The organism is Ensifer sp. 1H6, from assembly GCF_001976035.1.
Lineage (GTDB): Bacteria > Pseudomonadota > Alphaproteobacteria > Rhizobiales > Rhizobiaceae > Ensifer > Ensifer canadensis.
In genome coordinates, this window is sequence record NZ_MOAI01000025.1 from 95594 (window position 1) to 107061 (window position 11468).

General features: G+C 61.4%; 13 protein-coding genes and 1 rRNA gene. 10 read left to right on the plus strand and 4 right to left on the minus strand.

Annotated features, from left to right (window positions below; genetic code table 11):
- Window positions 1-46 precede the first annotated feature (46 nt).
- The 8 genes from BKP54_RS25405 to BKP54_RS25440 all read left to right on the plus strand — a co-directional run bounded on the left by BKP54_RS25405 (window position 47) and on the right by BKP54_RS25440 (window position 6095).
- Entirely contained in the window at window positions 47-496 is a 450-nt protein-coding gene (locus tag BKP54_RS25405; protein WP_025429956.1) for an ester cyclase, read from the plus strand.
- Between the two features lie 168 nt (window positions 497-664).
- Window positions 665-1759, plus strand: coding sequence for a bifunctional DNA-binding transcriptional regulator/O6-methylguanine-DNA methyltransferase Ada (ada, locus tag BKP54_RS25410; RefSeq protein ID WP_038578736.1), 1095 nt, complete (start codon window positions 665-667; stop codon window positions 1757-1759).
- Between the two features lie 132 nt (window positions 1760-1891).
- A complete protein-coding gene (locus tag BKP54_RS25415; protein ID WP_025429958.1) occupies window positions 1892-2542 on the plus strand; it encodes a hypothetical protein in 651 nt (216 codons plus the stop codon).
- Window positions 2539-3186, plus strand: coding sequence for a DNA oxidative demethylase AlkB (gene alkB / locus BKP54_RS25420; RefSeq protein ID WP_084815082.1), 648 nt, complete (start codon window positions 2539-2541; stop codon window positions 3184-3186). The genes BKP54_RS25415 and alkB overlap by 4 nt, the downstream gene beginning before the upstream one ends.
- A 135-nt stretch (window positions 3187-3321) precedes the next feature.
- Window positions 3322-3885: a methylated-DNA--[protein]-cysteine S-methyltransferase gene (locus BKP54_RS25425; RefSeq protein ID WP_082523489.1), complete on the plus strand. Its 564-nt coding sequence runs from the start codon at window positions 3322-3324 to the stop codon at window positions 3883-3885.
- On the plus strand, window positions 3882-4631 hold the full coding sequence (locus BKP54_RS25430) for a 2OG-Fe(II) oxygenase (RefSeq protein WP_192434017.1): 750 nt from the start codon (window positions 3882-3884) through the stop codon (window positions 4629-4631). The genes BKP54_RS25425 and BKP54_RS25430 overlap by 4 nt, the downstream gene beginning before the upstream one ends.
- 121 nt (window positions 4632-4752) lie before the next feature.
- Complete coding sequence (locus BKP54_RS25435; protein ID WP_025429962.1) at window positions 4753-5664, plus strand: alpha/beta hydrolase-fold protein; 912 nt, start codon at window positions 4753-4755, stop codon at window positions 5662-5664.
- A gap of 80 nt (window positions 5665-5744) precedes the next feature.
- On the plus strand, window positions 5745-6095 hold the full coding sequence (locus BKP54_RS25440) for a phosphotransferase (RefSeq protein WP_158071724.1): 351 nt from the start codon (window positions 5745-5747) through the stop codon (window positions 6093-6095).
- Here the strand turns inward: BKP54_RS25440 and BKP54_RS25445 are convergent.
- Together BKP54_RS25445 and BKP54_RS25450 are read right to left on the minus strand one after the other, a co-directional pair.
- Window positions 6092-7036, minus strand: coding sequence for a glyoxylate/hydroxypyruvate reductase A (locus BKP54_RS25445; RefSeq protein WP_057206118.1), 945 nt, complete (start codon window positions 7034-7036; stop codon window positions 6092-6094). The genes BKP54_RS25440 and BKP54_RS25445 overlap by 4 nt on opposite strands.
- Window positions 7037-7050: 14 nt before the next feature.
- Complete coding sequence (locus BKP54_RS25450) at window positions 7051-7464, minus strand: VOC family protein (protein WP_025429966.1); 414 nt, start codon at window positions 7462-7464, stop codon at window positions 7051-7053.
- Between the two features lie 90 nt (window positions 7465-7554).
- On the opposite strand from BKP54_RS25450, the gene BKP54_RS25455 reads away from it, so the two are divergent.
- Complete coding sequence (locus BKP54_RS25455; protein ID WP_198956875.1) at window positions 7555-8427, plus strand: LysR family transcriptional regulator; 873 nt, start codon at window positions 7555-7557, stop codon at window positions 8425-8427.
- Between the two features lie 64 nt (window positions 8428-8491).
- Here the strand turns inward: BKP54_RS25455 and BKP54_RS25460 are convergent, their stop codons facing one another.
- Both BKP54_RS25460 and BKP54_RS25465 read right to left on the minus strand, forming a co-directional pair.
- Window positions 8492-8737 (minus strand): helix-turn-helix domain-containing protein, encoded by a 246-nt coding sequence (locus tag BKP54_RS25460; RefSeq protein ID WP_025429968.1) that lies wholly within the window; start codon window positions 8735-8737, stop codon window positions 8492-8494.
- 291 nt (window positions 8738-9028) lie between these two features.
- Window positions 9029-10666, minus strand: a complete 1638-nt coding sequence (locus BKP54_RS25465) for an acetolactate synthase large subunit (RefSeq protein WP_057224447.1) — start codon at window positions 10664-10666, stop codon at window positions 9029-9031.
- A gap of 722 nt (window positions 10667-11388) precedes the next feature.
- On the opposite strand from BKP54_RS25465, the gene BKP54_RS25470 reads away from it, so the two are divergent.
- Window positions 11389-11468, plus strand: a 16S ribosomal RNA gene (locus BKP54_RS25470); the annotation flags it as partial.

Here is an 11468-nt window from a genome sequence, read left to right on the forward strand (position 1 = left end):
CGGCGTTATCGACGGTCGAGCCCGTGTCAATTCGAGGAGAAAGCCAATGAGCAAGGAAGAAGACAACAAGGCGGTGGTCAGCAGATGGTTCACAGAGTTTTGGGGTCGCGACGTAGATCTTTCCATCGTCAACGAGATCGCGTCTGCAGACATGCTGTTGAAATATTCCCTGCATGAACCGCGCCGCGGCCATGATGATATCAAAGCCTTCATGACCGATTTCCGTGCCGCGTTCCCGGATCTGAACTTCTGGGGCACGGCCGACCTCATCGCCGAAGGCGACTATGTCGTCGGCCAATGGGAAGGCGGCGGCACCCATACCGGCGCTGCCTTCGACGACTTCCTGGCCGGCAGTCTGCCGGCAGGAAGTGGCCGCAAGATGCGCTTCACGGGGACGACGGTTCTGAAGGTCATCAACGGCAAGATCGTCGAGGAGATCGGTCTCGACGACGGGGTTGCGGCCCTGACGCAACTCGGATTGATGAAAGCGGCCTGATCGATTGGGTGCCACGCCACGCACAGGAAACGGGTGGCGTGGCCCAGCCTTTTTGGCGAAGCTTCTTGGAGCAGCAGATCGCCCGAGTGGTGGTCAATCTTGAGCTTGAAGGCCGCGACCCGGATACCTCCCAGGCGCGACCGGAATGAGGAGCGTCCGACGATGAATATGGCGACGACATTCCCAACCGCAGCTGCCGCGACCAGGGTCCCAGTCGCGCGCGACCCGCGCTGGGTCGCCATCGTCAGCCGCGACAAGGCTTCCGACGGGCATTTCTGGTATTCGGTCACGACCACCGGCGTCTATTGCCGCCCCTCATGCCCTTCACGCATCGCCAATCCCAAGAATGTCCAATTGCACGACACGCTTGAAGGCGCGAAGGCGACGGGCTTTCGCCCGTGTCGGCGGTGCAACCCGGACGGCCCATCCAGCGATGAGGCAAACGCTGCCATCGTCGTTAGGGCTTGCCGGCTGATCGAAGACAGCGATGAAGAGCTGGCCTTGGGCGATCTGGCCGCTGCCGTCGGCAAGAGCCAGAGCTATTTCCATCGGCTGTTCAAGGCAGCGATCGGCTTGACGCCAAAGGACTATGCGGCTGCTCATCGAGCTGCCAAGGTTCGTCGTGGGCTGGAAGCGGGCAACAGCGTAACGGAGGCGATCTATGAAGCGGGCTTCAACTCGAGCGGTCGTTTCTACGAGAACTCGACTGATATTCTCGGCATGACGCCGGCACGCTACCGCGCAGGCGGCGCGGATGAGGAAATCCGATTTGCCGTCGGCCAGACTTCGCTCGGCGCGATCCTCGTCGCATCAAGCCGGAAAGGTGTCGCGTCTATCCTGCTCGGAGACGATCCGGAGGCGCTTGTGCGCGACCTTCAGGACCGTTTTCCGAAGGCGGAGCTGATTGGCGCCGATGCCGACTACGAGGCGCTTGTCGCACAGGTGGTCGGCTTCGTCGAAGCCCCGGGCATCGGCCTCGACCTACCGTTCGATGTTCGCGGGACAGCATTCCAGCAGCGGGTCTGGCAGGCCCTGCAGGAAATTCCGGTCGGCAGGACGGTGTCCTACGCGGAAATTGCCCGTCGCATCGGGCAGCCGAAGGCGGTTCGTGCCGTCGCTGGCGCATGCGCGGCGAATAGCCTCGCCGTTGTCATCCCGTGCCATCGGGTGGTGCGGAATGATGGAGCGCTGTCGGGTTATGCCTGGGGCGTCGAACGCAAGCGCGCCTTGCTCGACCGCGAGGCGGCCCGTGGAGCCGCTTAATGGGTGCCGCCGCGCGGTGTCGCGCCCAAATGGTTATCTTCACGGCGACGAAGCGGTGCGTCGGGCTGCATATCGCCCGCCCGTTCGATGATATCATTTCCGACGTAATGCGGCCCGGGGAGATCCGCCTGTATGAATAGCGTTCGCCAGCCCCTCCAGAATCGCGTGACGCCATTCGGCGACATTATCGCTATCGCGCAGCGCGGCCTGTTCACCGGCAACCGCGGCATCATCCACGACCCCGAGACGAAAACCCTATTGCGGCGGCGGTGGACGTCCAAGGCGTGGCTGATCTGCACCTGCGAATACGGGGATCGCCGGCGCGACGTCATGGCCGGCCGAAGCTGGACCGAGCTTTTCTTCCTCGACGAGGCCGTGGCGCTGGCGGCGGGGCACCGCCCGTGCTTCTTCTGCAGACGGGAGGCCGCTCTAGTCTTCAGAGTCGCCTGGACTGGCGGCTTGATGGCGTCGCCTTCGGCGGGCGAACTCGATGCGGTGCTCCATAGCGAACGAGTTCTACGCGGACAGAAGCGCATCCATCCGTTGCCGTCGCCAGTCAGGGATCTACCAGACGGGACGATGGTGGTGGCATCCGGCTTTGCCTTCACGCTCGCATCCGGGCGCTGTTTCCGCTGGACCGAGGCGGGTTACCTGAGCCCGGAAATGGGCATCATCGCTGAGGGAATTCTGACGCCGCCTTCGACCGTCAGGGTTCTTCGGGCCGGTTACCGCCCTGTCCTTCATCCCGACATCACCAATTTTCTCTCCGGAAAGACGCCATGACTGACCTATTCGCCAAGCTTGCCGTCGAACCGTCACGCGAGAGCATGGCCGAAGGCGCGACGCTGCTTCGCGGCTTTGCGCTGTCGCTTGAGGGGCAAATCCTGCCGGGACTGCGATCGGTCATTGCTGAGGCACCGTTCCGGCACATGGTGACACCGGGCGGCTACACGATGTCGGTTGCGATGACCAATTGCGGGGCGGCCGGATGGGTCACGGACCGGAGCGGGTACCGCTACGACCGGCTAGACCCGGAGAGCGGCAAGCCGTGGCCGCCGCTGCCATCGTCCTTCCTCGACCTTGCCATCGCGGCGGCGACCGAAGCAGGCTATCCGGATTTCAGACCCGATGCCTGCCTGATCAACCGGTACGAACCGGGCACACGGCTTTCGCTTCATCAGGACAAGGACGAGCGCGATTTCTCGCACCCCATCGTTTCGGTTTCGCTCGGGCTCCCCGCCACATTCCAGTTTGGCGGACCAAACCGCACCGACCCAATCCGCAAATACGCGTTGCGTCACGGCGATGTCGTCGTCTGGGGTGGGCGGTCGCGCCTATTCTATCACGGGGTCACAGAGTTGAAGGACGGCGAACACGAGACCCTTGGCCGCATGCGCATCAATCTGACCTTCCGCCGCGCCCAATAAGGGACCATCGATGCGATGCGGGCGGCGCTGCAGGAGACAAGTCTTTTCGATTTGAAAGCAAGGAGCGGAGTTCGGCCAAGGCGACGCATCTCTAGGGTCGGTGAAGAGAACGGAACGGAACAAGGAGTTAGTCTCATGAACCTCATCGACAACCGGACGCACACCCCGCGACCGCGGCAAGCCGTCGACGTCGCTAACCGCACAACCGTGGAGTATGGCGTTGCACAAGCAGAGTTGGGCTGTGTTCTGATCGCGCGCAGCGTCGGCGGTGTTTGTGCGATCCTGATCGGTGCTGACGCGGAGCAACTGGAGCGAGATCTTGCGGATCGTTTTCCTGGCCGTGCATTGAACCGGAACGAAGCCGGACTTCGCACCGAGCTGGCGAAGGTCCTTCGCTTCATCGATAACCCTGGCGAGGGTCTGGATCTCCCGCTTGCCCTCCGCGGGACAACACTCCAGCGCCGTGTCTGGCAGGCGCTTCGCGCGATCCCGGCGGGGACGACGATCACTTACGCCGAGCTGGCGGTCCGCGTTGGCGCACCGACATCCGCGCGCGCCGTTGCCAACGCCTGCGCCGCCAATGTCATCGCTTTGGCCATTCCATGCCACCGTGTCGTGCGCAGCAGCGGTGAACTCGCCGGCTACCGTTGGGGCATAGAGCGCAAGCGCACGCTGATCGCCAAGGAGGCGATGCTATGAATCCGCGCATTTCAATGGCTATTGCAGATCGGACCGAACAGGCTGTGGAGACGCATGTCGCAGCTTACGATTGGCAGGCGATTTCGGACGCGTTGAACGGCTATGGCTGCGCGGTCATGGAAAAGCTTCTGTCGGCGGACGACTGCCGACGGATTTCGGCGCTCTACAAGGACGAGCAGCATTTCCGCAGCCATATCCACATGGCCAGGCACGGTTTCGGCAAGGGGGAATATCGCTACTTCAAGTATCCGTTGCCGGATCTGCTTGGCGGTCTTCGCACTGCGCTCTATCCGCGCCTCGCCGACGTTGCCAACCAATGGAACGGTCGCATGGGGATCGAGACGAGATATCCGGCGGAGCACCGGGAATTCCTGAGGCAGTGCCACGATGCGGGCCAGACACGGCCAACACCGCTGCTGCTGCAATATGTGCCCGGCGATTTCAATTGCCTGCACCAGGACCTCTATGGTGATCTTGCCTTTCCGATACAGGTCGCGATCCTTCTTTCCGAACCGGGAAAGGATTTCACGGGCGGTGAATTCGTGCTGACGGAGCAGCGTCCGCGCATGCAAAGCCGGGTCGAGGTCGTTCCCCTCCGCCAAGGTGATGCCGTGGCTTTTGCCGTTCACAACCGGCCGGTTCAAGGCACGAAGGGCAATTATCGCGTCAACCTGCGCCATGGCGTCAGCCGTGTCAGGTCAGGCCTGCGCCACACTGTCGGCATCATCTTTCACGACGCAAGATAGCGCGGCTCGCACCGCCGCTTTCATGGCTTGCGGTCAATGTCCCTCGCTTTCGGGTGAGGGGCTTTGTTTGACAACGACTTCCTTCCGCCTATTTGCCAAGCCTGCAGACAGGAGGAACTCGATGTTCAAAACGACCGTTCTTGCCGGCTTTCTCGCGCTCGTTTCCTTGGCCAATTCCTGGGCGGCCAACGCGGGCACGGTGCTCGAAGGGCAAAAGATGCCCAGCAGGATTCTCGGCAAGGATGTCGAATATACCGTCTATCTCCCGCCGAAATACGAGGCCGGGAACCGCTCCTACCCCGTCATCTATCTCATGCATGGCGGGGGCAAAGGCAAAAATACCGACTGGTATCGTTTCGGCGGAGCCGACCGGGTGTTCGACCGGATGATCGAAAGCGGGGAGGTGCCGGCCTTCATCGCAGTCACGCCGGAAGGGCGCCGGGACAAGGAGAACAGATTCAACACCTACTACATGAACGACGCTGACGGCGGTTACCGCTGGCAGGACATGTTCCTTCAGGAGTTCGTAACCTACATCGACCACACCTACCGGACGGTGCCGGAGAAGGAAGGGCGCGGGATTCTCGGCCTTTCCATGGGCGGCTATGCGGCCATCGCCTTCTCATTCAAACGGCCTGAGATGTTCTCCGCCGCTGCGGCGCTGAGCGCGGCATTTCGAACAGACGGTCAGGTCGTCGAGATGGACCAGTCGGGATACGACCGTCGCTATGGCAAGGCGTGGGGGTTGGGGCTTGCCGGCAAGGGCCGCTTGAATGCCGCCTATCACGACAACAGCGTACTCGATCTGGTCGAGACGATCCCTGCCGAGCAAATCGGCAAGACAGCGCTCTATATGGATTGCGGTTCGAGTGACGATTTCTTCGCTGGCAACTCCGAGCTCCATTTGAAGCTTCAAAAGCTTGGCGTGGAGCACCGCTTCATCGCACGGGAGGGCGGCCATGACTGGGCCTATTGGCGCAGCGGTTTGCCCGAAGCGCTGAGCTTCGTGGGCGCCAGCTTCCGAAACGGCTAGGGCATCGGGCGCACAACCCCCTGCGGCTTGGCACTGTGACACTCCTATGCGATGTGTTTTCGCAGGAACACGCTTGCCGCGTGATAAACTTGATTATAAAAGACAAGTATTGGCGCACGCTCGCCACGGCGATCATTCATGGTGACATTGGCACGGGAAACATTCTCGTCGACGACGGCCAGGTCTCCGGCGTTATCGACTTTGCGGGATGCTCGATCGGCGACCCTGCTCATGACCTCGCCAGCCTTTCCGCCGGCCTGGGCGACGATTTCCTCGCGCTCATGCACCCATACTATCCCGGGATAGATGCGATGCAGGACCAGATCCGCTTCTATCGCAGCACCTTCCCGCTGCTGGACGTCCTCTTCGGCCTCGAGCATGGTGACGATGTGGCGCTGAACGCGGGGCTCGAGGCACTAAGACGCGGCTAGTACCCGCGCTTGATATCGATGGCTGCGGGCAGGGCGCCGGTCGCATAATACCGCTTGATATTATCAGCGACGATCACGGCGGCCGTGTTCCTGTCGGTCGGCGCGGAAATGTGCGGCAATACCGTCACGCTGTCATGCCGCCAATAGGGCGACGTGGGTGGCAAAGGCTCGGCGTCGAAAACATCGAGCACCGCATGCGCGATATGCCCAGCGTCCAACGCCGCGATCAGGTCGACGTCGACGATGATCGGCCCGCGGGAAAAATTGATGAGGCGCGCGCCGGTTTTCATGGATGAGAGGCGACGGGCATCGAGCAGGCCGCGGGTCTCTGATGTCAGCGGTAACAGGCTGACGACTATGTCGCTTGTCCGCAAGAGCCGATCGAGGCCGCTCTCGGCGCTGACCATATCGACGCCGTCTATCTGCTGCGGCGACCGTGCCCAGCCCGTAACCCGGAAGCCGGCTGCCGTCAGTTTTCCTGCCGCTGCTTTTCCGAGAAGCCCCATGCCCAGGATCCCGACCGTGAGATCGCCTGGCCGGCGGTACGGATGCTGCCGCCAGATTGCCGCCGCCTGCTGCCTGCGGTAGGCGGGCATGTCGCGGTGAAGATAATAGGTCCAGGCAAGGATCGCTTCCGCCATGACCCGAGCCAGCTCGGGGTCTTCAAGCCTGACGATCGGGGGCGCTGCCTGGCCGAGCTCGGCGACCAGTCGCTCTACCCCTGCCCAAAGACTGTGTATCCACTTGAGATTGGGTAGGGCCGCCACGTGCCCAGGATCGGGATTGGCAACGATGGCGATTTCGGCGGCGTCGCGCTGCGCATCGTCCATCTCGTGGAAGTGCACGATTTCGCTCTCCGGCAACAGCCTGGCCAGGATGGCCACCCAGGCCTGTTCGTCGGCGCGGTCGATGCGCGTCACCAAGGCGATAGGCTTCTTCACATCCGCCTCCGGTGTCAGCGTGCAAACAGGCTGTCGAAATCGGCAAACCCCTTGACCTCGATGGGATTGCCGCTCGGATCGAGGAAGAACATCGTCCGCTGCTCGCCGGGCTCGCCTTCGAAACGCACGACCGGCGGAATGTCGAAGCGCACGCCCTTTTGTTCCAGGCGCTCGGCCAGCACGAACCAATCCGCCAAGCGCAGCACCACGCCCATATGCGGCATCAGTACGAGGTGGTTGCCGACCTTGCCGGTCCGCGTGACTTCGAAGGGCTTGCCCAGATGCAGCGACAGTTGATGGCCAAAGAAATCGAAATCGACCCAGGTATCCGTGCTGCGCCCTTCCTCGCAACCAAGCACGTCGCCGTAGAACCTGCGGGCCTCATCGAGATCGGTGACGTGAAAGGCGAGATGGAAAAGCGACTTCATCTGGAACTCCTGTGTCTCCGGTTGACACAGGGATAGCGTCTTGAGAGGCTAAGAAAAACTATGTAATTCTTTCTCTGAGAATAAGGATTCATGGTGGATATTCGCTTCCTGCAAAGCCTAGTCGCCACGGTGGAAACGGGGTCCATCGCAGCCGCTGCACGCCGGGAAAAGTTGACGCCGGCCGCCGTCAGCCAGCGCATTCAATCGCTCGAACGGGCCCTTGGGTGCATTTTGCTTGCCCGCGGCGCCCATTCGGCCCAGCCGACGGAGGCCTGTCTTTCGCTGTTGCCGCGGGCGCGTCTCTTAATCCGGGAAGTCGAAAACCTCAGATACGACGTTGCAGGCGGCGGTCTTGCCGCCGAGTTGAAAATCGGGGCGATCTCGACGGCGCTGACAGGCATCTTCCCTGAGGTTCTGGACGAACTCTCCCGTCGGGCGCCGAGCCTGAAGCTGATACTGCGCCCCGGTTCGTCGTTGCAGCTCTACGAACAGTTGCTTGCAGGCGAGCTCGATGCCGCGGTTCTGGTTGAACCGCCATTCTTGCTGCCAAAGGGATTGGCGGCATATGTCATTCGCCGCGAACCGCTTGTGTTCATCAGCAGGGATGCGACGGAACCTGACGATATCGCTGAGCAAATCCGGCAGGCGCCGTTCATCCGCTACGATCCGGGATCCTGGGGCGGGCGGCTGTCGTCACAATATCTCGCCGATGCCGGGCTTGATCCGGACATTCGTTGCGACATGGACGCGCTCGAAACCATAGCCATGCTCGTGGCCAACGGGATGGGAAACTCCGTCGTTCCGGCCTGGCAGGGCCTGGGACGGGACGGATTTTGCCTGGTCGAGGTACCCGATGCCGCCTCGTACGAGCGCAGGATTGTTTTCCTGCATCAGCGCGTGCCAAGTCGCCCCACGCCGCTTGCGCTACTGAAGGAGATTCTATCGCAGGGTTTTACAGGTTGATTGGCATCGCTCCAAGAACGCCGGGTGGGTGTCGCGTCTCGTGTGGACGCGACGCCCATTGGGCCTAGCTGAGCAGGAAGGTGGTTAGGGGCAACTGAAGTGCGGCGGCGATCCGACGGAGCTTGGCCGGATCGGTGTCGACACCAAGCTCGATGTTGGTGATTTCGATGTCGGTCAGCCCGCAGGTGAGCGCAAGTTCGTCAACGCTGTAGCCGATCGCTTGACGGGAACGTCTGACGGTATCGCCGATATCGACATGGGCCAAAGCGCCCGTGGTGGAGGCATCAAGATTGTTTATCGAAACAGTCATGAAGTGGTCCTTCGGTTGTGCGCGAAGAGCGAGGCTTTTCGCGTGAAGGCGGCATGCAGCCAAGAAAAACTCGGCCAAAAACAGGCGCCGAGTGCAGTGCAATATAAGTCCAAAAGATGGCAGCGCAAGGCTTGTTGCCAATCACGGCCATGGGGCCGCCTTGATTGGCAACATTAGGATCCATGGTGAGACGAAGGCCGGGGTGTCCTTTGGATACGGGCCCGTCAGGCCGGTCGCCCGATTAAGGCAACGGCTGGCGGGTCTATGTTACTCGCCTGGAGAAAGCAGGTCTTAAGAGCGGGTGCGCAGCTCATCGACCAGCACGCGCATGTTTTCGGAATAGTCGATCGGCACATCGACGAGATGCACGCCGCCGCCGGTAAAGGCAGCCTCGAGCGTCGGCACCAGCATGTCCGCGCTCGAGACCCGCGAGCCCGTCGCACCATAGGCTTCCGCGTAGCGCACGAAGTCCGGATTGCCGAATGTCAGGCCGAAATCCGGGAAATCGTCAACGGCCTGCTTCCAGCGGATCATGCCATAGGCACTGTCGTTGAGGATGACGACCACCAGATTGAGGCCGAGGCGAACGGCGGTCTCCATCTCCTGGGAGTTCATCATGAAGCCGCCGTCGCCGCACACCGCCATGACGCGGCGCTCGGGATAGAGCATCGCCGCCATCATTGCAGAAGGCAGGCCGGCGCCCATGGTGGCGAGCGCATTGTCGAGCAACAGCGTGTTGGCGACATGGGTGCGGTAGTGCCGGGCAAACCAGATCTTGTACATGCCGTTGTCGAGGCAGACGACACCGTCTTCCGGCATCACCTTGCGCACGTCATGGACGATACGTTGCGGCGTCACCGGGAACCGGTCTTCGTCTGCGCCTTCGTTGAGCTTGTCGAGAATGGTCTGGCGCAGGCTGAGCAGCAGCGGTTCCGGATCGAGCTTGCCACCGAGCCGATCGGCGATCGCGGTCACCGTCGTGCCGATGTCGCCGATCACTTCTGCGTCGGGATGATAGACCTGCTCGACATTGGCCGAGCTGTAGCCGATGTGCAGAACCTTCGGCCCGCCTTCGCTGCGCATCAGGAAGGGTGGCTTTTCCACTGTGTCGTGACCGACGGAAATGATCAGGTCCGCCTGATCGATGGCATCATGCACATAGTCGCGCTCGGAAAGAGCGGCCGTGCCGACATAGAGGTTGGAGCCGCCGTTGACCGCGCCCTTGCCCATCTGGGTGTTGAAGAAGGGGATGCGCATCCGGCGGACAAAGGCGGAGAGCGCATCCACGAGCCGCGGGCGGCTGCTGGCCGCGCCGATCATGATCAGCGGCCGCTTGGCCGCAAGGATGATCTCAACCGCCCGGTCGATGGCAGCAGACGGCGCCACCGGCCGGTCGAGCGGGTGAACCGGAATGATCGGCGCCTCACCGATGGTTTCGCCGGCGACATCCTCCGGCAATTCAAGGTGCACCGCACCGGGTCGCTCTTCCATGGCCACGCGAAAAGCGTCGCGAACGGCAGCCGGAATGCTGCCGACGCTGACGATCTGTCGCGTCATCTTGGTCAAGGGCCGCATCGAGGCAACGACATCGACGATCTGGAAGCGGGCCTGGCGGGCCGTCTTGATCGGCTTCTGCCCCGTGATCAGGATCATCGGCATGGCGCCGAGATTGGCATAGGCGGCGCCGGTCGAAAAATTGAGGGCGCCGGGGCCGAGCGTCGCCATGCAGACACCCGGCTTGCCGGTCAGGCGCCCATGCGTCGCGGCCATGAAGGCTGCGGCCTGTTCGTGCCGGGTCAAAACCAGCTTGATGCGGGATTTACGCAGCGACTCCACCACATGCAGGTTTTCCTCTCCGGGCACGCCGAAGATGCAGTCGACCCCTTCGTTCTCCAATGCAGCAATCAGAACGTCGGAACCTTTCATCATCTTTCGAACCCTTTCAGCGAGTGTCGCAATGTGTATCGTTCGTGGAGCGTTGGCCCGGCGATTGCCTGGGGCGGCGGACCGGGATCGCCGCTCTCGAACAGTATCGTCCTCGATTGCAGACGCAACCGCATTTCGCGTCGTGTTTGAGCCTCGGCGGCCACCGATCTGCCCGCTGCATGCCCCTGGCTTTGCATCAGCGGGTGACGATTTCGCTCCGGTTGCCGCAGGAATCCCGGAAATCCGGTATTTTCGCCCAGGCGATACCGCCCATCTCGCCCTGTTGATAACTCTCGCTTCCAATTCGTGTGTATTTTCAGAGTGTTGTTCGATCTAGTCGATTTTTTGCGATTGCCTGTTGACGTATGTGAGGGGTGGGGTCTATAAGCCCGATCACTGACGAGGGCGGCGGCGCTGCTGGCGACGATGTCCTTCGTTTTAAGGTTTCCTTGATTGGCGGATGCTGATTGGTCGGGACGCGAGTTTCGGCGGGAAGTTTTGACGGTTTGACCGTCTGTTCTTTGACAGTTGAATATAGAGAAAGAGAAACGTGGGCGGCGGAGCTCGTGAGGAACCTTAACTGGTTCTTTGTGAAAGAGACTTTGGCGGTCACGTTTTATCAAGAGACTAACACCAGTCTTCTCGATGTCGGATGGCATTGATTGAAGATGGGTGTGAGTTCTCGTCGATTCAGAATGACGTGACTATGCCAATGATTGAATTCTCAACTTGAGAGTTTGATCCTGGCTCAGAACGAACGCTGGCGGCAGGCTTAACACATGCAAGTCGAGCGCCCCGCAAGGGG